Source organism: Blautia sp. aa_0143, from assembly GCF_004167315.1.
GTDB lineage: Bacteria > Bacillota > Clostridia > Lachnospirales > Lachnospiraceae > Blautia_A > Blautia_A fusiformis.
The window spans coordinates 63,357-87,497 of the sequence record NZ_RCXU01000019.1 but is presented as its reverse complement, the minus strand read 5'-3'; the positions used below and the strand labels follow the sequence as shown (position 1 = coordinate 87,497).

Annotated in this window: 20 protein-coding genes, 1 tRNA gene and 1 pseudogene; 4 read left to right on the top strand and 18 right to left on the bottom strand. The window is 43.8% G+C overall.

All coding sequences use genetic code 11. From position 1 onward, the window contains the following. Positions 1–813 precede the first annotated feature (813 nt). The 7 genes from EAI83_RS11060 to fba all read right to left on the bottom strand — a co-directional run bounded on the left by EAI83_RS11060 (position 814) and on the right by fba (position 10,078). On the bottom strand, positions 814–2,511 hold the full coding sequence (locus tag EAI83_RS11060) for an extracellular solute-binding protein (RefSeq protein ID WP_129975390.1): 1,698 nt from the start codon (positions 2,509–2,511) through the stop codon (positions 814–816). Then, positions 2,501–4,204, bottom strand: coding sequence for a sensor histidine kinase (locus EAI83_RS11055; protein WP_129975388.1), 1,704 nt, complete (start codon positions 4,202–4,204; stop codon positions 2,501–2,503). Before EAI83_RS11055 ends, EAI83_RS11060 begins: the two co-directional genes overlap by 11 nt. Then, positions 4,179–5,717: a response regulator transcription factor gene (locus EAI83_RS11050; protein WP_059085412.1), complete on the bottom strand. Its 1,539-nt coding sequence runs from the start codon at positions 5,715–5,717 to the stop codon at positions 4,179–4,181. The genes EAI83_RS11055 and EAI83_RS11050 overlap by 26 nt, the downstream gene beginning before the upstream one ends. 89 nt (positions 5,718–5,806) lie before the next feature. Further along, entirely contained in the window at positions 5,807–6,643 is an 837-nt protein-coding gene (locus EAI83_RS11045) for a carbohydrate ABC transporter permease (RefSeq protein WP_129975386.1), read from the bottom strand. After that, positions 6,643–7,491: a carbohydrate ABC transporter permease gene (locus EAI83_RS11040; RefSeq protein WP_110104281.1), complete on the bottom strand. Its 849-nt coding sequence runs from the start codon at positions 7,489–7,491 to the stop codon at positions 6,643–6,645. Before EAI83_RS11040 ends, EAI83_RS11045 begins: the two co-directional genes overlap by 1 nt. A 118-nt stretch (positions 7,492–7,609) precedes the next feature. Further along, the gene (locus tag EAI83_RS11035; RefSeq protein WP_021650828.1) at positions 7,610–8,938 is read right to left on the bottom strand and encodes an ABC transporter substrate-binding protein; all 1,329 of its coding nucleotides are present in this window, start codon (positions 8,936–8,938) and stop codon (positions 7,610–7,612) included. A 276-nt stretch (positions 8,939–9,214) separates the two neighbouring features. Then, the gene (fba, locus tag EAI83_RS11030; protein ID WP_015527136.1) at positions 9,215–10,078 is read right to left on the bottom strand and encodes a class II fructose-1,6-bisphosphate aldolase; all 864 of its coding nucleotides are present in this window, start codon (positions 10,076–10,078) and stop codon (positions 9,215–9,217) included. Positions 10,079–10,272: 194 nt separating this feature from the next. Between fba and EAI83_RS11025 the strand changes: the two genes are divergently transcribed. After that, positions 10,273–10,354: transfer RNA gene (locus EAI83_RS11025), tRNA-Tyr, on the top strand. A gap of 877 nt (positions 10,355–11,231) precedes the next feature. On the opposite strand, the pseudogene EAI83_RS17900 reads toward EAI83_RS11025, so the two are convergent. Both EAI83_RS17900 and EAI83_RS11015 read right to left on the bottom strand, forming a co-directional pair. Then, a pseudogene (locus tag EAI83_RS17900) lies at positions 11,232–11,519 on the bottom strand (NAD(P)-dependent oxidoreductase); the annotation flags it as partial. After that, positions 11,441–11,782 carry a hypothetical protein gene (locus EAI83_RS11015; RefSeq protein ID WP_129975384.1) on the bottom strand — a complete coding sequence of 114 codons (342 nt, stop codon included), beginning with the start codon at positions 11,780–11,782 and terminating at the stop codon, positions 11,441–11,443. The gene EAI83_RS11015 and the pseudogene EAI83_RS17900, both read right to left, overlap by 79 nt. A gap of 164 nt (positions 11,783–11,946) precedes the next feature. Here EAI83_RS11015 and EAI83_RS11010 point away from each other — a divergent pair, with 164 nt between their 5' ends. Further along, positions 11,947–12,870: a LysR family transcriptional regulator gene (locus tag EAI83_RS11010; protein ID WP_015527133.1), complete on the top strand. Its 924-nt coding sequence runs from the start codon at positions 11,947–11,949 to the stop codon at positions 12,868–12,870. Positions 12,871–13,118: 248 nt separating this feature from the next. Here EAI83_RS11010 and EAI83_RS11005 read toward each other — a convergent pair whose 3' ends face one another. The 8 genes from EAI83_RS11005 to EAI83_RS10975 all read right to left on the bottom strand — a co-directional run bounded on the left by EAI83_RS11005 (position 13,119) and on the right by EAI83_RS10975 (position 18,404). Further along, positions 13,119–13,286, bottom strand: a complete 168-nt coding sequence (locus tag EAI83_RS11005) for a tyrosine-type recombinase/integrase (RefSeq protein WP_092071326.1) — start codon at positions 13,284–13,286, stop codon at positions 13,119–13,121. 628 nt (positions 13,287–13,914) lie between these two features. Further along, entirely contained in the window at positions 13,915–14,220 is a 306-nt protein-coding gene (locus EAI83_RS17595) for a class I SAM-dependent methyltransferase (protein WP_242872599.1), read from the bottom strand. Beyond that, positions 14,210–14,566: a class I SAM-dependent methyltransferase gene (locus EAI83_RS17590; protein WP_243113483.1), complete on the bottom strand. Its 357-nt coding sequence runs from the start codon at positions 14,564–14,566 to the stop codon at positions 14,210–14,212. The genes EAI83_RS17595 and EAI83_RS17590 overlap by 11 nt, the downstream gene beginning before the upstream one ends. 40 nt (positions 14,567–14,606) lie before the next feature. After that, positions 14,607–15,308, bottom strand: coding sequence for a transglutaminase-like domain-containing protein (locus tag EAI83_RS10995; RefSeq protein WP_015527132.1), 702 nt, complete (start codon positions 15,306–15,308; stop codon positions 14,607–14,609). Then, positions 15,298–15,966, bottom strand: a complete 669-nt coding sequence (locus EAI83_RS10990; protein ID WP_118377725.1) for a class I SAM-dependent methyltransferase — start codon at positions 15,964–15,966, stop codon at positions 15,298–15,300. Before EAI83_RS10990 ends, EAI83_RS10995 begins: the two co-directional genes overlap by 11 nt. A gap of 13 nt (positions 15,967–15,979) precedes the next feature. Beyond that, on the bottom strand, positions 15,980–16,891 hold the full coding sequence (locus EAI83_RS10985; protein ID WP_129975382.1) for a ketopantoate reductase family protein: 912 nt from the start codon (positions 16,889–16,891) through the stop codon (positions 15,980–15,982). A gap of 19 nt (positions 16,892–16,910) precedes the next feature. Beyond that, a complete protein-coding gene (locus tag EAI83_RS10980; RefSeq protein WP_199868607.1) occupies positions 16,911–17,693 on the bottom strand; it encodes a ZIP family metal transporter in 783 nt (260 codons plus the stop codon). Between the two features lie 168 nt (positions 17,694–17,861). After that, the gene (locus EAI83_RS10975) at positions 17,862–18,404 is read right to left on the bottom strand and encodes a 5-oxoprolinase subunit PxpA (RefSeq protein ID WP_330409194.1); all 543 of its coding nucleotides are present in this window, start codon (positions 18,402–18,404) and stop codon (positions 17,862–17,864) included. A gap of 237 nt (positions 18,405–18,641) precedes the next feature. Between EAI83_RS10975 and EAI83_RS10970 the strand changes: the two genes are divergently transcribed. Together EAI83_RS10970 and EAI83_RS10965 are read left to right on the top strand one after the other, a co-directional pair. After that, complete coding sequence (locus EAI83_RS10970; protein ID WP_243113482.1) at positions 18,642–21,416, top strand: heavy metal translocating P-type ATPase; 2,775 nt, start codon at positions 18,642–18,644, stop codon at positions 21,414–21,416. Positions 21,417–21,550: 134 nt separating this feature from the next. After that, a complete protein-coding gene (locus EAI83_RS10965; protein WP_022427364.1) occupies positions 21,551–21,862 on the top strand; it encodes an ArsR/SmtB family transcription factor in 312 nt (103 codons plus the stop codon). An 80-nt stretch (positions 21,863–21,942) separates the two neighbouring features. Here the strand turns inward: EAI83_RS10965 and EAI83_RS10960 are convergent, their stop codons facing one another. Continuing rightward, positions 21,943–24,060, bottom strand: a complete 2,118-nt coding sequence (locus EAI83_RS10960; RefSeq protein WP_059085403.1) for a glycoside hydrolase family 13 protein — start codon at positions 24,058–24,060, stop codon at positions 21,943–21,945. Positions 24,061–24,141 lie beyond the last annotated feature (81 nt).

Below are 24,141 nucleotides of genomic sequence, written 5' to 3'. Positions count from 1 at the left end.
TTCCGTAGCCCGAAGGCCCTCCCCCTGCACCCCCACCCTCTTGGGCACGGAAGTAATTCTTCGTTGTTGTGTGTGCTGCGTTGTTGACTTTTGTCTGTATGCTGCGGTACTCAAAATGGAACGTTGTGCCGATCTGGTTTCTGTATTTTTCGGTACTTATGGTGGTACGCTGTGCCGATCTGCGATCTGGTTCTGGGATTCTTCGGTACTTATAATGGTACACTGTGCCGATCTGCGATCTGGTTCTGGGATTCTTCGGTACTTATAGTGGTACGCTGTGCCGATCTGCAATCTGGTTCTGGGATTCTTCGGTACTTATAGTGGTACGCTGTGCCGATCTGGTTCCTGTATTCTTCGATATTTATGGTGATACGCTGTGCCGATCCCGTTTCTGTATTCTTCGATACTTATAGGAATATTCTGTACCAGTCTGACATTTCAGGACAGGACGCCCAGTCCGCTTCCATCCCCCGCATGTTTTTTCCTGTCGGTTGGAAGCGTCAGCCAGAGGAAGGTGGCATCGGGCCGGGCTGCTGCGGAGGAGGGGTGATTACTACTTGGGCTGCGGGAGACGGCGTTATTGCGGCAGGGTCTGCTGTCTGAGCCGCAGGCGAGTTCTGGCCCTGCCGCAATGCTTTTAGCCGTCTCACGGAGCCCTAGTAGTATCCCCCGACGGAGTCCCTGCCTGGAGCGATGCCACCTTCCTCTGGCGTTCCTCTATACATCCACCTCTCAAAACCTCAAAAACATCCCCGACTGCATCCACTCCCGGAGCGATGCCACCTTCCTCTGGCGTCCCTCTATACATCCGCCTCACGAGTCCACAAGCCCTTCCCGGACCCGCTCCGTAAGACTGTCTCCACCCTTACGATACCAATCTTCCACAAAAGAGTCAAAAGAGCTCACAGGCATCCTCCCCATAATGATCTGGATAAATGCGTTCTTCTCCAGCAAACGCAAAGTCTGAGGAATCTCCCCGTCACCATCCCCCAGATACTTCTTCTCCGGAGCACGGTAATTCGCATCCACCAGAAGCCCCACCGCCGAGATCCTGGACTTATACGCCGCCCAGGCCTCTACCGAAGGCACCTCCGCCTCAAGATACTCCTTACACGCATCAAAATAAGACGCCTCAATGGCACTGAGATCCTCCCTGGTCTTCTTATCGCCCGGACTGTAAAGAACCTCACGGATATGCTTTGTCACTATATAAGTAGCCTCATTATAATCCACATTGATCATTAGCGGACGCGCCGTAGGATCCACATTCAAGGCAAAATAAGTGTTCATCTCATCCGCATCCTCTGCCTCATATCTGGAATGGTCAAACAACACACTCAAAATCTTCATTGCGATCTCCGGATGCTCATACCCTTTACGCACAACTACATATTTATTATCTCGAAACGTAGAGTATACCTCCACAGTCCGCTTTACATCCGCAGTCAGATAATACGGTTCCCAGTCTGCCTCTTTATTCTTCCGATACTCATCCATAAGAGGATTATTCGGAGTCCACCAGAGCCCGAAAAACGCTCCGCATTTTCCATTCACCACCAGATCACGGATATTATTCTGTGCACGTAAAGCAAAATCCGAATCCAGTATTCCCCGCCTGTAAAGCTCTCTGAGATACCCCAGAGCCTCCTTTGTCTCCTCCGTCAGCGATCCATAGACAATTTCTCCATCTGCATTTTCAATCCACTGCTGCGGATATGCCCCGAACTTTTCAAACACAGAATCCACCGAATAGCTGGTGCTGACCGTGCCCACAAGTCCCGGATCACAGACAAGTCCCACAGGATCTTCACCATCCTCTGCACCCATCCGGTTTTCCTGAAACGCACGGATCACTGAAAAAGCCTCTTCCAGTGTCTTCGGTTCTTTCAGTCCCAGCTGCTCTATCCAGTCACGTCTCAGCCATAAAAGTTGCGGCCCATCATCAATAGCAGTCTCCGGAAGTGCAAACAGTTTTCCGTCAAAAGTCCCGGATGCCAAAAGTTCCTCTCCATAGCTCTCATACATTTCCTTTATTTTATCGGAAGCGCAGCTTTTATATACTTCCGTCAGATCCTCGATAAGATCATTTTCAACCAGTTCTTCCAGAGTTTCCCTGTCCGACACCAGAAAAATATCCGGAAGATTCCGATCTTTGACCAGGATGTTCAGGGCTTCGTCATACCGCTCCTCACTCTCCATAAAAACATTCTTATTCTGAATATTCAGTGTTTTTTTCAGATACCGGGTATATGCATTGTCCTCATAAGTCTGCCCGTCCGGAAGATTAGAATTATTAGCCCCTTTCATCTGTCCCAGAGTATAAGTTACAAGCTCCGGATATTTCCCCAGAGGCGTGGTTTCTGCCTGTTCCCAGCTCTTACTGTTCTTTTCGGACAGAACATCTATATCTGTTTTTTCCATTTCTGCAGTTCCTAAAGAACACCCCGTCAAAAGTGCCAGGCTCAGTATCGTACTCAGAAATACCACTGTTTTTCCCAGACTAAGTCTCATCTTTTTTTACCTCTTTCGGGATCCTCATATCAACGCTTGTCCCCTCACCTACCTTGCTCAGGATCCGGATGGCATATTTCTCTCCATATAAAATGCACATACGGTCATTGACATTTTTAAGGCCATAGCCTTTTGCCTGATATGTGAGCAGCTTTTCTGCCTGCTCCTGCTCCATCCCTATTCCGTTATCTTCAACCCGGATCACTACATCTCCATTCTCTTCAAAGAAATAAAGTTTCAGAAGCTTTTCCCCTTCCTCCTTCACATCCAGGCCATGCTCCAGAGCATTCTCAACGATGGGCTGCAGGGCAAGCTTCGGAACCAACTCCTGCTGCACAGACGGATCGATATTCCACTCCACCTTAAAATCATTGTCATGCATGATCAGCTGGATTTCCAGATAAGCTTCGATATTCCGAATACAGGTTTCCACAGTCACCATATCTGCTCCCTTACTGAGCGCTGTCCGGTAAAATGTAGATAATGCCAGTGTCACACGGCTGATCTCCTTCTGACGGCTCTTAATCGCCATCCAGTTTATAATAGAAAGAGAATTATAAAGAAAATGGGGATTGATCTGGGCAGTCAGCGCTTTCAGTTCAAATTCCTTCAGAGCGATCTTATTTTCATACACTTCTTCGATCAGTCGATTAATTTCATCCATCATATGGTGAAAGCTTCTCACCAGCTGTCCTACCTCATCTCCAGAATCACTGTAAACCGTAACTTCACGGCTTCCCTGGTTCACCTGTTCCATATTTCTGGTAAGCTGCTCAATCTTTCTGGTAAACAGCTTAGAAAACGTCATTCCAAGCACAATGATGATCACAACACAGAAGCCGATCAGTGGGATCTCACTGATCAATACTTTTGAAACCGAGCTCTCGATCACAGCCGGAGGTTTGTAAAAATAATAGGTCCATCTTGTTTCATGTCCGCTGCTGCTGACATAGGTATATTCTTCCCTCAGACGATCCAGCTTTTTTGAGGTTTCTTTCTGTGCTGAAATATCACTGGCCGCCAGATTTTCTCCATGATAGACGATATTTTGCTGATCATCCACCACAAAGCCGCCGGAATTCCGTTCAATAATATTAGCCAGAGGCTGGAATACTTTTCCGTAATCCAACAAAATACAGAGCACAGCCTCCCTGATCTTACCATCATATATTTCCCTGACTGCCGCGATCTGACGATTATCCCGGTCCACGATCCACTGAACCGTCACGGTATTATTTAATTTGTCACTCCACCATTCCCCATCAACCTCTGAAAGCGGAGCCAAGGTATATTCATGGCGCACGGGAATGCTTTCTGCAAAAAGATGTATCCCCAGAATTGCTTCGTGGTAGGATTTCGGCACCGTCAACAGCGGATCCACAACTTCCGTATACTGTTCATATGCAGTATAACGATCCATATCTTTGTTGAAGATCACCTCCTGGATTTCAGGAGAATAGGTAAGATAATTCAAAAGGCTGGCATAAATTTCGATCTGCCCGTCAATGTTTTCTCTGGTCTGCTCCAAAATGGAGTACATATCCTCCATCTCATTTTTCCGTACAAGACTACTCATACGACTGTGACTATACAGTGCCAACACAGTCATCGGCACCAGGGATACCACCACAAGAAGATTTGTCAGCTTGTACCGGTATTTCATATTATTATACTTCTTCAGAAGACTCTTCATCCTCATTGTTTCCTTTCCGATAGGACTCCGGGCTGCTTCCGTAATATTCCCGGAAGCTCCGGCAGAAATACGAAGAATTGGCAAATCCAACCTGCTCGCTGACCATGGCTACTTTCATGTTGGTAGTTCGTAGAAGCTCCTTGGCCTTTTCCATGCGGAACACACGGATAAAACGATTCAGGTTCATCCCCGTCTCCTTCTTGAAAATAAAGCTGAGATAGCCGGACGAAAGGTATACCTTTTCTGCCAGTGTTTCCAGATTCAGATCTTCCGCATAGTGATTGTAAATATAATTTTTGACTGCTGCCACCTCATCTCTGGATTCGCTCATGGAACGGTCTAGGAACTCCTCGTACTGGCGGATATTTTTTTCTGTAACCTCAATGATCTCCTGAATGGTAGAACAGCCATACAGATGATCCACCTCCAGATCCAGCCTGTGCTCTCCGGCAAAACGATTCTCCTGAAACAGCTCCCTTATCACATTGGAAAAAACAAATTTCACATACATGGCCGAAAACTGGGTATTGGACTGATATTTGGATGCCAGGCTGCGGAAATGGCTCCACAGCTGCTTCACATCCTTTCTGGAAATATCTTCTGAGATTTTTTCCATAAGCCTGGAATCCTGCTCCTCTTCTCCGGTATTTTTTTCCTCGTCCTCCTCGCTGGTATAGACATGAATATCCGGATGATAAAATTTTTCTTCCATCTGCTGCTCCAGCTGTTCCATGATTTCCGGCAGTTCCTGATATCCGTCAAAACGCCGGCTTACAGCCAGATGAAAGCGAACAGGATGAAGGCGCTTCAGAAGATTATAGACATTTTTTGCCACAAGGACATAATCACAGTACACATCCTTAAAAAGAAGCAAAGACTGACGGCCATTAAGATTCAAATAGAAGAAAGAACGGCGAAGCTCTTCCCGGATCTCAAGGGGAACCTCATCACTGGCAGAATCAAAAAAAGCTTCATCCGATTCAATAAGAATTGCACAGTGCCACTGCTCCCAGACAGAAAAATCCACAATTCCTTCCGCTTCCTTCAGACGCTCCTGATCTCCGGAATAAATGTAGCCCAACAGAAAATACTGCTGAAGAAAGCTCTTTTCTTTTATGGACTGCTGCTCTTTATTTTTCCGGGATGCGATCTCCTTCTGAATCTTCTGTATGGTGTCATGAAAGCGGTCCGGATCCACCGGTTTCAGTACATAATCCGTCACACCATAGCGGATCGCCTCCTGAGCAAAAGCAAAATCTCCATAACCGCTGAAAATGATAATTTCCAGATCCGGATATTCCTCTCTTGCTTTTTTTGAAAGCTCCAGACCATCCATATGCGGCATTTTGATATCTGTCAGCATCAGATCCACCGGATGCTTTCTCAGCTCATTTAATGCCAGCTTGCCATTAGCCGCCTCATAAATCTCCCACTCTCCCTCCTCCATAGACAGAAGAAAGCGGATTCCGTCACGTTCCAGTTTTTCATCATCTACCACCAAAACTCTGTACATTCCTCATCTCGCCAAATATGGCCTGATCCACGTAAAAGCACGCAGATCAGGCCGTTTTTCTTTCATTTTAACATTATTCAACTAATTTGTCAGCCCTTAACAGCTCCTGCAATCACACCTTCAATGATATATTTCTGGCATGCAAGATAGAAGGCAATGATTGGAATGATGGAAAGGACAAGAACGCCCATCATCGCTCCCATATCAATGGTTCCGTAACCGCCCTTCAGATACTGGATGGCAATGGAAATGGTTTTATATTTCTTGATATCAAGTACCAGATATGGAAGAAGATAATCATTCCAGATCCACATGGTTTCCAGGATCGCTACAGTTACACAGGTCGGTTTCATAACCGGAAGAACCACTTTAAAAAATGTCTGGATCGGGGTACAGCCATCGATCATGGCAGCTTCTTCGATCTCGATCGGAATGGATTTTACAAAACCGCTGAACATAAATACCGCAAGTCCTGCTCCATATCCAAGATAAATGATGATCAGTCCCCACGGAGTATTCAACTTCAGGATGTTTGCGATCTTGGAAAGAGTAAACATTACCATCTGGAATGGTACGACCATGGAAAACAGGCACAGCATGTACATGGTTTTTGTCAGCGTGTTGGTAACACGGTTGATGTACCAGGCACACATGGAGGTACAGAGCAAAATTACCGCAACAGAAAATACTGTGATAAATAATGTCCATCCAAATGCCTGGAAAAATCCGGTTTTTGTGAGACCATTTACATAGTTTTCCAGACCTACGAACATTTTATCCGTTGGGATTGCAAAGGGATAACGGCTGATGTATGCTTTTTTCTTAAAAGAATTGATCAAAACCAGAAGGATCGGGAAAATATAAGCAACAGATACCACACTCAGGATCGCAGTCCACAGACCGCTGAATTTTACTTTTTTATTCATTACTGCTGTACCTCCTTACTTCTTGTGAGACGATTCTGGATCATGGCAATTGCTCCAACCAGGATAAAGAAGATCACGGCCTTCGCCTGTCCTACACCTTCCCATCCGGTACGTCCATAGAAGGTATTGTAAATATTCAGTGCAAGCATTTCTGACATATTGGAAGGCTCACCATTTGTAAGAGCAAGGTTCTGGTCAAAAAGCTTGAAGGAGTTGGTAAGTGTCAGGAAAGTACAGATGGTGATGGACGGCATGACCATAGGAATGATCACATGCTTCAGAAGCTGTCCTTTGTTCGCACCATCGATCTGTGCAGCCTCGATCAGTTCACCCGGGATATTCTGGATACCTGCAATGTAAATGATCATCATATATCCGATCTGCTGCCAGCACATCAGGATCACAAGACCCCAGAATCCGTAAACAGAAGAATATGTAAGTGTTTTATTGATCTGAAGAAGCAGACCGTTTAACAGAAGCTGCCATACATAACCAAGGATGATTCCACCGATCAGGTTTGGCATAAAAAATACAGTACGGAATATATTGGTTCCTTTGATCTTCTTGGTCAGAAGCAACGCAACTGCAAAACCGATCACATTGATCAGAACTACTGATACAACCGTAAATGCGGTGGTGTACCATAATGCATGTCCAAAGGTTCCATCCTCAGTAAAAATCTTCACATAGTTCTGTAATCCCACGAATTTTGCATCCGTTACTGTGGTAAATTTACAGAAGGAAAGATATACGCCCATGATAAAGGGAACGATAAATCCAATGGTAAATGCCAGCAGGGTAGGCAGGACAAAAACCGGAAAATACTTTTTCATCATCTTATTCTGCATGTTTTCTCTTCCTTTCTCCTGAGGATGCATCCTTCCCTACTTTACACATCCTCTCTTCATTAAAAGAGGCAGGCGGAAACCGCCCACCCCTTCGTGATCACGTTTCAGTTATACCTTATCAGCCTTCATTTGCTGCTTTGTACTCTTTTGCCCATCCGTCAACAAATGCAGTTTTCACAGCATCCCACTCGCCGGTACCCTGTGCATACTCAAGCATTGCACTGCCGACCTGGTTTTTCCACTCTTCAGAAGGCATGGTTGTAAAGTTCCATGAAACCGGAGTTTTACCAGCTTTTACATATTCGTCGGCTGCTTTTACAAGCGGATTTGCAGACTCATAATTCTCATCAAAGGTCTTGAATGGTGTTGTAAATCCCATTTCCTGGCTTATAGATTCTCTTCCTTCATCACTTGTGATAACCCAGCTGAGGAAATCAAGAGTTGCCTGGATATCCTTCTCATCTGCTTTTTTGTTTACGCACCAGTAGTTCTCACTGCCTGTGCAAAGTCCCTGGTCCTCTTCACCATCTACACCAATATAGATTGGAAGCATTCCCATATCCTCGTCTGCTACTTCGTTATCTTTGATGTTATCATAAGCCCAGGTTCCATTCTGATAGAACACAGCCTCTCCAAGACCAAATTCAGCATTTGCATCATCGATAGTCTTGCTGGAAAGAAGGCTTGGCTCACAGGTAGAATCTGTGATATAAAGATCAAACAGGTTCTTGAAGTTGTCAAGATAGGTTCCTTTGATCGCATCTGTGGATGTGATTCCGTCTTCTTTGTACTCATAATAGATTGGAAGGTTTGCAAGGTGCGTCTTGAAGCGCCAGTCACTGGAAGAATCAAAGCCTGCGGAAGTAAATGCACCGTCAACTCCAAGGTCATCTTTCTTAGCCTGGATATCATCTGCAACCTTCTTTAATGTCTCAAAATTGTTGATCTCATCTGCAGACTTGATCACAGCGCCATCCATCTCACAGTATTTCTTAAGAAGCGCTTTGTTGTAAATAATTCCATATGTTTCAATTACATAGGCGATACCGTCAACTGCACCGCTGTCCTCCTTCAGTACGAAATCGTCACTCTCCACATTTTTGTAAACATCGCTGTCTTTCAGGTCATAGCAATAATCCTTCCAGGATGCAAGTCCAACCGGTCCGTTAACCTGGAACAGTGTCGGAACCTCATCCTTGGCCATCTCTGATTTCAGAGTAGACTCATAAGTTCCGGAAGCAGCTGTAACAACGGTAACCGGTACACCAGTCTCATCGGTGTATTTCTTTGCCAGGTCTGACCACTGATCTGCCTGCTCCGGTTTAAAATTCAGATAATAAACAGAGCCTTCACTGTCATCCCCTTTTGCCATAGCAGGAACTGCCGGGATCATGGTAGCTGCCATTAAAGCTGCAAGACCAAATGCTGTTGCTTTTTTCATTCTCATAATCGTACCTCTCCTTTACCTTATATGATATTCAATTTGTTTCGCGGATATGCTTAAAACGTCCATTTCGCATATTCCTGACCGATAAGCTTCAAATCAGCTTCTCGATTAACTTGATATTATTGTAAATCGAAGAGGTCATTTTCACTATATAAAAAAATCAAGAAACATGTTGATTTTTTTATATAGTAAAAATATTGATATTTTACCATGAAAAAAGAAGCCGGAACAGGCTTGCTCCCATTCCGGCTTCTTCCATATATTATTTTCGATTCATCATGCTTTATTGACAGATCCGAAAAGCTCCATTTTCTCTTTAACAGTAGCTTTGATCGCTTCTGCTCCAGGTGCAAGAAGCTTACGTGGGTCATATCCTTTACCCTGCTGATCCTTACCCTCTTCAATGTATTTACGTGTAGCTTCAGCAAATGCAAGCTGGCACTCTGTATTTACATTGATCTTGGAAACACCAAGGCTGATCGCTTTCTTGATCATGTCTGCCGGGATACCTGTACCACCGTGAAGAACAAGCGGCATATCTCCTGTCAGTTTCTGAATAGCATCCAGAGTCTCAAAGCTTAAGCCCTGCCAGTTAGCCGGATATTTTCCGTGAATGTTACCGATACCAGCTGCAAGGAAGTTGATTCCAAGATCTGCAACTCTCTTGCACTCCTCAGGATCAGCGCACTCGCCCATACCAACAACACCATCTTCCTCGCCACCGATGGAACCAACCTCTGCCTCAAGAGACATGTTGTGCTCAGCAACGATCTTAACCAGCTCTTTAGTCTTAGCTACGTTCTCATCGATCGGATAATGAGATCCGTCGAACATAATGGAAGAGAAACCAGCCTCAACACATTTCAGGCATCCATCATAGCTGCCGTGGTCAAGATGAAGAGCAACCGGAACAGTGATGTTCAGCTCTTCCATCATACCGTTAACCATACCTACAACAGTCTTATAACCTGTCATGTATTTACCGGCACCCTCGGAAACACCAAGGATTACAGGAGAGTTGAGCTCCTGAGCTGTCTGAAGGATAGCTTTTGTCCACTCAAGGTTGTTGATGTTGAACTGACCAACTGCATAATGGCCTGCTTTTGCTTTTTTCAGCATTTCTGTTGCGTTTACTAACATGATAAAATCCTCCTAACCTGTATTAGGATACGGAAAAACCGTGTCCTTTATATCCAACCGTACTCATAATAGCAGATTTCCTTTGGTAAGTCCAGTATTTTACCAAAAATGCTGATGCTGTGGGAATTATTATTTTTTTTGAGAAAAAGCTTGCAATTTTATCAAATGTTATATATAATACATTTGTTGTTCACGGATGGATTCCCGAGTGGCCAAAGGGGGCAGACTGTAAATCTGTTGGCACCGCCTTCGAAGGTTCGAATCCTTCTCCATCCAGCGAATTTAGCTCTTACATCTTTGCGATGTAGGAGCTATTTTTTTGTGCAAAAAGAAAACCGCAAAGGGGCCGCAAAGCCGCGGCCCCTCTGCACACCCCTCGGGCTTTTTTTAAGGAGTTCTTGGTTGTGGATGAGGGGAGGGTGTTGACTTGTGTCTGTATGCTTGGATATTGGATGTGGGACGCTGTGCCGATCTGGTTCCTGTATGCTTCGGTGTTGATTGTGGGACACTGTGCCGATCTAGTTTCTATATGCTTCGGTGTTGATTGTGGGACACTGTGCCGATCTAGTTTCTGTATGCTTCGGTGTTGGATGCGGGGTGCTGTGCCGATTTATTTTTTTGGGGATACGGCCGGCTGCTTTATTGGTTATGGATTGTTTTGAGGCCGTTTTCTGTATGCTTCGGTGTTGGTTGTGGGATGCTGTGCCGATCTTGTTCCTGTATGCTTCGGTGTTGGACGTGGAACGCTGTGCCGATTTATTTTTATATATTGTGTTTTTTGGGCACTGGGCAGAATGTACATTCGCTTCTATTGTCTGCTCTCTGCGGTTGAATTTTCAGCCGGGGATGTGGCAACAGTATGGGCTGCTGCGGAGGAGGTGTGATACTGCTTAGGCTGCGGGGATCGGCGTTATTGAGACAGGGGCTGCTGTCTGAGCCAGAGGCGAGTTCTGCCCCTGTCTCAATGTTTTTAGCCGATTTCCGGAGTCTTAGCAGTATCCGCCGACGGAGCCCTGCCCGTACCGCTGCTACATCCCCGGCGTACGGTTCATTCAATCCACCACACAAAGAAAAAGACGGCCACCCCCAAAAGCGAGACAGCCGTCCTTTCCTCACACATCATACATAGGAAATCGAAACACCGAAAAAAAATCTATTTGTTAACTCTGTTAACCGTATTACCATCCAGAAAAGCCTTGATATTATCAACCGTAATATCCATGATCCTCTGTCTGGAAGCCTGAGCAGCCCAGGAGATATACGGAGTGATGATGCAGTTTTTAGCCTTGAGAAGCGGATTATCCCCCTTGATCGGCTCAGTAGAAACAACATCAAGACCAGCAGCATAAACCTTCCCACTATTCAGAGCATCTGCCAGATTCTGCTCAACAACAAGCTGACCACGGCTGTTGTTGATAAGGATAACTCCATCCTGCTTCCTTTGTTTGCAAGAACGATAACATCTCCCGGCTGAGCCATATCCAGTGCTTTATGGAACAGAAGATTATCTCCTGCCGGTGCATTTACTGTAAATGCAGTTCCCAGAAGTCTTGCCTTCGGGTTCAGCGGGAAAATACTGGAATCTACGGCAGCGATCTTTCCACAGTTATCATCAATATTTGCAACTGGAATTCCACGGAAGGCTTCTACTAATTCTTTTGACGGTCTTTCAAAGTTTCGTCTGATCCTACATCCTAATGCCATATGAAAACCTCTCTTCTTTTGATTTTCTTTTTTAATTGTATTTATCATATCATACAAGCTTACTATTGAATAACGAATAATTTCTCTGTATAATATAAATAATTTTTATATTATCAAAGCTTAAACCACCCTATAGACAACACCAAAGAAAAGGAGCTGTTCATATGAATCTTGCTGAAATCGAAACCTTTCTCACCATTGTAAATACCAAGAGCATCACCCGTACAGCGGATCTTCTTTTTCTTTCCCAGCCTACTGTCAGCCACCGGCTCACATCTCTGGAGAACGAACTGGGTTTTCCCCTTGTGATCCGTCAGAAAGGCCACAAGCAGGTGGAACTGACTGCCAAGGGAACAGATTTTATCATCCTTGCAGAACGCTGGATGTCTCTCTGGAAGGAAACTATGGAGCTGCAGCGCAATCAGGATTCCCTGCTGCTTACCATCGGCTGTACAGACAGCCTGAACGTAGCTGTTTTCGCACCACTGTATGACAGGATCTTAAATGAGCAGACCAAGCTGGACCTGAACATCGAGTCCCATCATTCTTCAGAGCTCTACGGTCTTCTTGGAGAACACAGCATTGATATCGGATTTGTCTACCACAAATTGCATTACAAGAATATCATAACAGAGAAAATCTTCGAAGAAAAACTTTATCTGATACAATCGGATCAGCCAGTGATTCCGGCTCCGGCAATACATACCGATGAGCTGGATCCATCCCTGGAGCTGTTTTTAAGTTGGGATGACAATTATCAGATCTGGCATGACCGCTGGCTTTCCTCCGCTTCCAGGCCTCACATTGCGGCAGATACCATCACACTTTTGGACCGTCTCTGGAAAAAACCGGGAAACTGGATGGTCGCACCACAGTCTGTGATCCTGGAGCTTTCCCATTACCGGCCTCTTTTTATCAGTGAACTGAAAAACACACCGCCAAACCGTGTCTGCTATAAGATCAAGCATAAATATCCAAAGTCCACTAGCAAACGTGCCGTGGAATTCTTCGAAAATGCACTGGAAGACTTTCTTGCAGAATCCACTCCGTCCTTCCCGATCGGCCAGGTATGGGAACGACAGAAATAAAAAAACGGTAAGCACAAGTCCGTCAGGAAGATTTTCTGCTTTACCGTTTCTTCTTATTATATTATTTATACCAGGATTTTTGATCCACCGCTTTCCACCAAAAAAGCGGTGGGTATTTTTTATCTGATCATTTGTTTTTCAGCTCTTCCACTGCTTTTTTGATCCTTGCACATGCTTCCTGAAGATCCTATTTGTCACAAAAATTGTCATAAAAGAGCCACGCCCGATAAAGGGAATGGCTCTGATTATTACATTACATTTTCAAGCTTTTTTATTTCATTCTGTACTCTTGCAGCATCTACGTGATTGTATATGTTCATTGTAATGCTTATGTCACTATGTCCCATGATCATTTGTAAAACTTTGATATCTAGGCCAGCTTCTGCACATCTGGTGCAAAACGTATGCCTCAGCATATGTGGATGTGTCAAGTATAGGACAAAAAAATTTTATTTTTTTCTGCCGAAGACTATCTGACGTTTCCATCAGGTAGTCCCAGCACCTTTATTATCTTCTGATAAATCATTCTTGTCCTGCTCAAGTTATCTCTGTTCTGAAAAAATATCGTCAAAATTCCATTCGATTTCAATTTCATCCTGAATCAGAGAAACAGCAGCACCCGTCACTGCAATCAGCCCCACTCTCCAGTTCATACAGGTAAGCCACAAAAGAATACAGATAAAATTCAGATGCGCACTGTTCCATGTGCATGTCTGAAAAACAAATCATCACACCTGACATTACTCAGTAAACCGTCATAACGCCCTCTCCTGTCGCATCATTTAACATAAGAACAGCACAATTCTCATTCTGAATCACAGGCTTCACATTACTTCCAAGACTTGCAATTTCATTTACATTCAAATTTCTTCTCCTTTCACATAGTGGTATTTTTTATGTTAGTTTTATCTAACCTTTTTCTATTATCTTAACATGAGAATCGAGCATTATCCAGACCTGAACGGACGGCAATAATCCATTTAGACAAAAATAAAGTTCCAGACTTATTATCTGAAACTTTATTATAAATCCAGCATCATTGCATTACTTCACACAACGGAAATATACCATAGAACCGTCAACATGGATATCCGTTTCTTTATATAGCTTTTGAAGGATATCTCTCAGCTCTTTCTCCGTCTGAAACGGTGGAGAAAAACACCCTTTCTTTGCAAGAATATTTTTTACCAGCCAATCTGTCCGTTTCAATTTTCCCCTGATATAAAAACAGGCAATGAAATCGCCGCCTGGTTTCAAAACACGCCATATTTCATGAAATGCTTTTTGCTTATCAAGAAATGTATGAAAACCATTCATACTGACAACGGTATCAACAGATTCATTCTCCATTTGCAGGTTTCCCACCCCCCTGAATACATTTGATATGCGCATGACTACCAAGTCTTTTTCTGGCTTGTTCAAGCATATCCATGCTGTAATCAATACAAGTAATATGTGCATTTTTCAGAGAGCTCCATTTGTTTTCCGTAAATATAGCAGTTCCAACCGGAACATCAAGAAGATTTCCTGAAAAGTCATCAGGAACATATGATAAAACTTTTCGTGCTATATCATTATCATCCGTGCCACTCCAAAATAGCTTAATATACAGTTTGCTGAAAATATTTCTTTGCGTAAGAACATCGTCATATATATTTTTTGATGTTTCATAAGCATTTTGTATTTTGTCTGCCATATTACCCTCCAAATTTAATTTTAATTCTAAAAGCTTAAAACTATCGTTCTCTAATCTTCCTGACATTACGATTCATGAGGTGTCTTCCAATATGTCTATAAGCAAATGCTTTAAAGGCTGAAATTTCTTGATGATGTTCCTTCAACAGTTCATCTGGACAATCATAAACACCAAAATCCTGATTGATTCCCTCGCTCTGAATATAAGTATTGTTCCTATCAAACTCAATAATGAGATTTCTGAAATCCTTGACTGCTACTCCATAACCGCAAAATGCACCTGTACATTCCGAATTTTGTTCCTGTAACTTCTTTATGTAGGTTTTATCCAAAATGAAAGCTTCCAGTTCGTACCACTGATTTTCGAAATTAATTTCTACCCAGCTATGGAAAATACTTTTTGGAGCATTACGGTAAACAAACCCGGTCATAGCCCCTTTCTGCAATCTTTTATCAATCGTAAAACCATGTACTCTGCATGGAATATTGCAGGCACGTAAAAGTGCCATAAATAAAGTTCCTTTTGTATTACATTGTCCATAACCATCTGCAAGTACTTTTGAAGCTGAAATTCCGTCATCAATATTATATCCAAATAAAACATCATCTCTTACATAGTTGTAGATTGCCTTAATCCTTTCAAATTCACCCATTTCCTTCCATTTCATATTTTGAATAAGTTTTTGAATTGCCGGATTAGAAAAATCAACCATTCGTGTTTCCCTAAGATACTTATCTTTCATTTCCTATCGCCTTTCCCATAGGTTTTCTCACAACACAATGCATTCGCATACCTTTACGAATTTCAAATTTTTCTACTTTTAATCCTGCTTTTTTGCAACATTTTATGACCACATCTCTTGTTGGCACTTGGACATCTCCATGTCCGCATATATTTGCCAACGGCATTTCCAATGTATTCATTAGCCATACCAATACTTTATTGTCACTGGTCACATCTCTCAGTATCAATCTTCCATTTGGGCGAAGACATCTTTTCACACTGTCAAAAAATGCCTGTGGATCCGGATAATGATGGAAGCTCATAGAACAAATAATTGCATCAAATGAATCCTTTTCAAAAGGAAAGTTCTCACAGTCTCCTACAACAAATGTTGTATTTGGTATATTTTTCTTTTTTGCCTGTTCAATCATTGCCGGAGTCAGATCCAGTCCTGTATAATGCCGGTCTGGATGTTTTTCTGCTAATAAAGAAATCATTGGAGCAGGCCCACAGCCTGCATCTAATAAATCTCTAAATGGCTCCTTCTCTAATTCTTCCAGAATATCCGGATAATCTTTCTTGCACATTTCGTAAATGCCAGCATGGTTACTTTCATATCTTCCTGCTGCTTTTGTAAACTCTTTAATTGACAATTTTTTATATTCTTCATTTTTCATGCTTTTTCTCCAATCACTGTACCTTTTTCGCCTTGCATCCGCATTTCTTCATTTTTTTCATATAAGCATAAAACTGCTTATGCAATTCCCTCATTTCATCTGGTGCCTTCATAGCATGTTGATACATAAATTTATCTCCAAAACTGCTTCCAAATGTAACTGCCAGCATAATCGTCAGAAATGACAATGGTAAAAAGCGAAAAATATTCATTTTCCATGGTGACAGTTTACCCTTTTGTTTTCGCAAAAAATTAAAATTTCTTTTCAGCCTTTCTGCTGTTTTCCTCATGATTTTCCATTCTTTTCCCACTTTCTCCGGATCGTCTGATTCATAATACGCATCTGCAATCGGTACCACCATAGCAAGATGACAAAGCTGCCATAGATGCATATCCGTTACTTTCTGGTATGGTATATGAGCATGCCTCAATATCTCTGAAAACTGCTTAGTTCTTTCGGATTTATTTCCTGATATTTCTGCAAATGTTGTCGGCTGAATCAACCTTGGAGTAAGTGCTGCATCAAGGATACCATCATCATTTATACTTCCGCCTGCTCCTGGAAAAGCCGGTAATATTCTTCCTTTTCCGACAATGTCTTCCCATTTATTGTAACTGTCCAGTGAATTTATCATTGTAACAATCGTATTACTTTTATTATTTTTCAATTCAGTAAGTGCTTCATACAGCTGGTTTTCCCGGACAGTAAGCAAGACAAAATCATAAATATCATCGTTTGGTAGTTCTCCAAGAATCCTAATCTCTGCCTTTATTACTTCCTGATTTTTCTTATATTTCAATCCATTATTTCTTAAAGCCTCAAGTCTTTTACCTCTGGCATAAATATTTGTATCATAACCGGCTTCTGCAAATAAAGCCGCATACAAGGATCCAATCACACCAGCACCATAAATCAATATTCTCATAAGAATCTTTCCTCTCCTCTTACCCCAGTGCCACATCCAAGATCATCATCAAACTAAATCCAAGTGCAAAGAAAAGCGTACCGATATTCGAGTGCTGTCCCTGAGACATTTCCGGAATTAGTTCTTCAACCACGACATATAACATAGCTCCTGCTGCAAAGCTGAGTAAATATGGTAATGCCGGGATTACCAGCTGTGCGACAAGAATCGTCATTATTGCTCCAATCGGTTCAACGACTCCTGAAAGTACACCTCCCAGAAATGCCTTTCTCTTACTTTCACCCTCTGCCCTAAGCGGCATGGATATAATCGCTCCTTCTGGAAAATTCTGGATAGCAATTCCAAGTGATAAAGCAAGTGCACTTGTTGCTGTAATCTGTGCATTTTCAGCAAGAAATCCTGCATACATTACACCAACTGCCATACCTTCAGGGATATTATGTAACGTAACTGCCAACACCATCATCGTAGTACGGCCAAGTTTGCTTTTCGGTCCCTCTGTCTGATCACTTCCAACATGAAGATGTGGAATCAAATGATCAAGTGCGAGTAAAAACAATATACCAATCCAGAACCCAACAACTGCCGGAACAAACGATAAAGTTCCCATATTCTCAGATTGTTCAATTGCCGGAATCAGAAGACTCCAGATTGAAGCAGCAACCATTATACCTGCTGCAAACCCTGCAAGTGCACGTTGCAGTAACTTGCTAAGTGTTTTTCTCATAAAAAACACGCATGCTGCACCTAGCGTTGTTCCAACAAATGGAATCAGTATACCTTCAAAAACATTCATTAGCATTATATATTCCTTTCTGTATAGTCAAAAGTACTCTCACATCGTTCTGTTGTTAGCTTTAACTAACTACCATGTATAAAAGAAACCGTGCAAAAAGCAAACTGTAATTTCACACGGTTTTCCTTATGTTTAAGTATATCACTTACGAAATCATATAACAATATAATTCTTTTAACAATTTACAAGAGAAAGATCATCCATGTATGCACGATCTGCAAAAATCTCAGATGCTGTACGAAGTCCCTTGCTCTCAGCGATATCACCAAGAACTGCTCCTGCACAGTAATAAACGATCAGATCTTTGTCATACTCGCAGATTGCCTCACAGATCGCTGTGGAAATATCCTCGTCATACTGGCAGCCATTCCCCATTGCTCCATGAGGAGCGACATGCTGAAGCTTCATTCCGTAGCTCTTGGTAAATGCAGCCAGTGCTCCGATCTGGTATCTGACATAATTCTTAACTTCATCATGAGAGAGAACCATCTTTCTTCGTCCAAAGCCAAGAAGATCCGGATATCCAGGATGGGCTCCAACCATAACGCCACGTTCCTTTGCCATGCGGACTACCTTATCCATTACCATCGGATCGCCTGCATGCCAGCCACATGCTACATTTGCTGTTGTGACATATTTGATGATTTCTTCATCGCCGCCAAGCTTATATGCGCCAAAGCTCTCACCCATGTCACTGTTTAAGTCGATACTGTACATGTTGCTACCTTTCTTTACTTGTTGAAAGTATAACATGATAAATAAAAATAATAAAATAGATTATTTTTTCAGAATATATTAATATTTTCTATATTTCTTTTGCAATAAATTTTACTTTTCTTTGATCCGTTCTTTGAAAAGCTGTTGACAAAGATTTTTATATATGATTAAATAGTCATATGAACATTAATTCATATATTCATATAAAAAACAAACGAATCAGCAAGGAGAGTTCATATGGAAGAAAAATTAAAGAAAGATTCCATGAAGTCCGCAGATTCCTGCGGCTGCGGTCACGAGCATGCGCATCACAGCCATGATGAGCATGAAGAACATCACGATCATGAGCACCATCACCATGATGATCACTGCGTCTGTGGTTGCGAGAATCATGACCATGAAGATCATGAACATGAGCATCATCACCACCATGAGCACTGCGGCTGTGGTTGCGAGGATCAAAAACAAGAACATCATGAACACGAGCACCTTCACCACCATGACGAGCACTGCGGCTGTGGCTGCGAGGATCACGAACACGAACATCATGCACACGAGCACCTTCACCACCATGACGAGCACTGCAGCTGTGGCTGCGGGGATCACGAGCATGAGCACCATGGTCACTCCCACAATGCTCTCACCGCAAAGCGTGTCTACATTCTGGAGAACCTCGGCTGCGCTCACTGTGCTTCCAAAATGGAGGAACGGATCCAGGCTCTTGAAGGCGTCGAAAGCGCTACCATTACTTTTGCAACAAAACAGCTTCGCTTAGGGGCTGCAGATCCAGACGCTCTGCTTCCGCAGATCCGCAAGATCTGCACATCCATTGAGTCTGAAGTTAAAGTTGTTCCGAGAAATCCAGCTCCGGCAGCTTCCACTGACACAACAACCAAGACCTATCTTCTGGAGAATCTAGGCTGCGCTCACTGCGCTTCCAAAATGGAGGAACAGATTGCAAACCTTGAAGGCATTTCCGAAGCAACCATCACTTTTACAACAAAACAGCTTCGCTTAACTGCAAAGAATCCAGATCGATACCTGGATCAGATCCGTAAGATCTGTACATCCATTGAATCCGAAGTTCTTGTAAAAGAAAAGGATCCGAAGCCAAAGGCTCAGTCCCCAAAAACAGTGACTCACACAACCGCTTCCAAGAAGAAATTTTTCTCCAAGGAAAACATAGATATCATCTGCATTATCATCGGTGCAGTACTCTTCGTTGCCGGAGAGATCATGGAACACAAAGGCTTTGGTACCAGTGCCACTCTTCCTGTATTTGTGATCGCATACCTGGCGCTTGGGGGTGTTATCGTTGTAAAAGCTGCCAAAAACATCTCTCACGGACAGATTTTTGACGAAAACTTTCTCATGAGCATTGCAACACTTGCCGCTTTTGCCATCAATGATTCTGCTGAGGCCGTAGGCGTTATGCTCTTTTACCGCATCGGCGAGCTTTTTGAGGAAAAAGCCGTTGAACGAAGCCGCGGGCAGATCATGAATGCCGTAGACCTTCGTCCGGAAGTTGTAAACCTGGTCACAGGCGATGATATCCAGGTAATTCCCTCTGAAGAGGCTCAGATCGGAGACATTCTTCTGGTCCGTCCCGGAGACCGCATCCCTCTTGATGGTATCGTAATTGAGGGAAACAGCCGTATCGACACTTCTCCGATCACAGGAGAGCCTGTACCGGTTGCTGTAAATGAAGGTGATGAGATCACTTCTGGTTGCGTCAACACTTCCGGCCAGCTTAAGATCCGCGTGGAAAAACCTCTGGAAGAATCCATGGTCACTCGTATTCTGGATTCCGTAGAAAACGCGGCAGCAAGCAAACCGAAGATCGACCGCTTTATCACACGTTTTGCCAGGGTTTATACTCCTTGTGTTGTAGGAATCGCAGTGGCAACTGCCATACTCCCATCCCTTGTTACCGGAAACTGGCATTACTGGATCTACACAGCCATTACTTTCCTGGTAATGAGCTGCCCTTGTGCTCTTGTACTTAGTATCCCGCTGGCCTTCTTCTCTGGGATTGGTGCCGGTTCCAAAAAGGGTATCCTTTTCAAGGGTGGCCTTTCCATCGAAGGATTAAGTAAGCTCGGCGCTGTGATCATGGATAAGACCGGTACTATCACAGAGGGTAACTTCCAGCTTCAGAAGGTTGTTGCCACCGGTAAATACACGGAAAATGAACTCCTTTCCATGTGTGCAGGCTGTGAACAGAACTCCACACATCCTATTGCAAACAGCATCGTTGCTGCCGCAAAGGAACGTGAGATCCAATTTGAAAAACCGATCTCCCTGGAAGAAATTTCCGGTCACGGGATCGTTGCGGAAATGCCGGAGGGAAAAGTTCTCTGCGGAAATCGCAAGCTGATGGATAAATTCGGAGTTACAATCGGAGAATTAAAGGAAGCCGCTTACGGCTCTGAAGTATTTATGGCAGTAAACGGAACCTTCGCAGGATATATGCTGATCTCCGATACCATCAAACCTGACGCAAAGGAAGCCATTGCTTCTCTGAAAAAGCTTGGTCTCCACACCGTTATGCTCACTGGAGACTCCGAAGACAGTGCACAGGCTGTAGGAAAAGATGCCGGAATCGATGAGATCTATGCAAAGCTTCTTCCGGAGGATAAGCTCAATGCCCTGAAAAAGGTCCGCCAGGCACATGGAACGGTTATGTTTGTCGGTGACGGTATCAACGACGCTCCTGTTCTTGCAGGTGCTGATGTAGGTGCTGCCATGGGAAGCGGTGCAGATGCTGCCATTGAAGCCGCAGATGCCGTATTTATGAATTCCAATGTAGATGCGATCCCTCAGTCTATCGCCATTGCACGAAGCACAAACCGTATTGCATGGCAGAACGTAATATTTGCCCTGGTGATCAAGATCGCAGTTATGATCCTTGGTCTTGCCGGACATGCCAACATGTGGATGGCCGTATTTGCAGACACTGGCGTTGCCATGATCTGCGTGCTGAATTCCATTCGTATCCTGTATAAAAAATAAGATCCGTTCTGCAGGGCAGATATCCTGCAGCGGATCCCTGTGCATCCATACAACTCCCCAGTGATGCAGAAAAGAATTTGACCGGTGCGTTTTTTTCAGCTACAATAGAAGTTAACAGTTTGGAGGATGCGCAAATGAAGAAAACACATATAGATTACCCGATCAATGATGATACACTGTACCGGCTTGCCGACCTGTTCAAGGTTTTCGGTGATCCTACCAGGATCCGTATCCTGTACGTACTTTCTGTGGAAGAGCTCTGTGTTCAGGATATTGCCGATCGTCTTTCCATGACCCAGAGTGCCATTTCCCATCAGCTCCGGGTACTGAAGCAGATGTCACTGGTCAAATTTCGAAGAGATGGAAAAACCATTTACTACTCCCTGGCAGACAGCCATGTGGCAACCATCATGAATCAGGGTCTGGAACACGTTACAGAAGAATAACTCATAAAACACAATGCAAAAAGCCAATCTGCTTCCTAATGGAAGAACAGATTGGCTTTTTTCTCTGCCTTACTCGTGCATCATTTGTATTTATCCCTCGCCCTGTGGTGAAGCACCATCGCTCCGTATGCAGGCATCTTCACCTGAAGAATCCCTGCATCTGCAATATATTCTTCCGGCATTTCCGTATAACCCTCTCCGGAAGAAAGCATCAGGCGCTGAAAAGCCGTTGCTTCTTTCCGGCTTACACCGGTTTTCCAGGCTGTTACCCTTATGTCTCTCTCCTGATCCTGATTATTAAGGATCACTATGATCTGTTCAGAATCAGAAAAACGACCATAGCTCAAGCCCTGATGATCGTTCCACAGAAATTCCAGGGAACCTTTTGCAAGAATCGGATATGCCTTGTGTATGCAGATCATACGTTTATGAAAGTCCAGCATCTCCTGGTCTTCTTTTCCCCAGGGATAAGTTCTGCGGTTATCCGGATCTGTAAAGCCGCAGACGCCGGCCTCATCCCCGTAATATACCGTAGGCGAACCAGGCCACGTCATCTGAATCACAACAGCCTCTCTCATGATAGCAGGATTGATGCCTGCAGATGCTGCCTCTGCGCCTGCGTAGGAAAGCCTTCCTACTCTGTGATTGGTCCTTGTCAGAAATCTGGAATGGTCATGGTTTGAAAGCTCATTCATGGCTCCATAAAGCGCGCCCATATGCAAAGACTGCATATGATGCTTCATCGCCCCGATAAAGGCCTCACTGTTGCCATAAAGGTCCTCCCGGTACTCATCACTGTGCTTCTCCATTCCGGTCAGGAACCAGGTTACAGGCTCCATAAAAGCGTCATAGTTCATAACCGTATCCCACTCATCGCCGCGAAGCCAGCTTTCCGGATTTCCGTAGTGTTCTGCAAGGATCACTGCATCAGGATTGGCTTCTTTTACTGTCCTCCGGAACTCTTTCCAGAAATGATGGTTAAAATCATTACTGTGGCCCAGATCTGCAGCTACATCCAGTCTCCAGCCGTCTACGTTATACGGCGGCGAAACCCATTTTCTGCCCACATCAAGAATCGTCCGGCAAAGCTCCTCAGATTCTTCGTAGTTCAGCTTTGGCAGGGTATCATGGGTCCACCAGCCGTCGTAGGTTGGATTATAGGGCCAGCGGTTCTGATCCTGGAAGCAGAAGAAAGAACGATAAGGGCTGTCCGCCGAAACATAAGCCCCCTTCTCGTAGCCTTCCTGATTTTCGTAGATCCGTTCCCTGTCCATCCATTTATTAAAGGATCCGCAATGGTTAAATACCCCATCCAGGATCACTTTCATCCCTCTTCTGTGAATTTCCTCCACAAGCTCCTGAAAAAGCTTATTACTGGCCTCCAAATTCCGTTTATCGGTCACACGGCGGATATACTTAAGGGCATGACTGTTATCACTGTCTCCGGGACTTAACAGACCATCACAGTCCGCTACGATCCTTCCGATATGCGGATCGATATGATCGTAATCCTGACAGTCATACTTATGGTTGCTGGGAGAGACAAAGACCGGATTCAGATAGATCACATCTACTCCAAGCTCCTGAAGATAATCCAGCTTATCCATAACTCCCTGAAGATCGCCGCCATAAAATTCCCGGACACCCATCACAGCCGGAACCTTTTCCCAGTTATCCACTTTTACGGAAGTGTCCCCGATATAGAAATATTCCCCTGTTTCCACATCATTGGAAGGATCTCCGTTACAGAAACGATCCACATAAATCTGATACATCACAGCACCCTTCAGCCACTCAGGCACATGATATCCGGGATAGATCTCAAATTCTGTCCTTTCCTCATGTCTGGTGCTTACACCATTTGTATCATAATAACAGGTAACAAGTCCTGAATGGATCTCAAAGTAATATCGTACAAGATCTTTTCCCATTACGATCTGTGCAGTATAATAATCAAAGCTTCCGGAAGTTTTTTCCCGCTTCATTTCCAGATATTCTCCGTCATGCACAAGACAGACGTTGTCCACGTTATTTCTCTGGGTACGAAAACGGATCGTAACTGTATCACCTTCCCGCGGCTCCACAGGTGTACGGTAATATTCCGTCCCGTCACTGAACATTGCGTCTTTATTTAATACCGGACTCATATTGAGTATATACCGCATCTTCTTTGCAGTCTCCATGCTTTCATATAACATTCTATCTTCCTCATTCCGTTTTTAGTACCATGTTTTAAATATATTATCTTAATTTTTCCATCCCGCAAGCATATATATCTG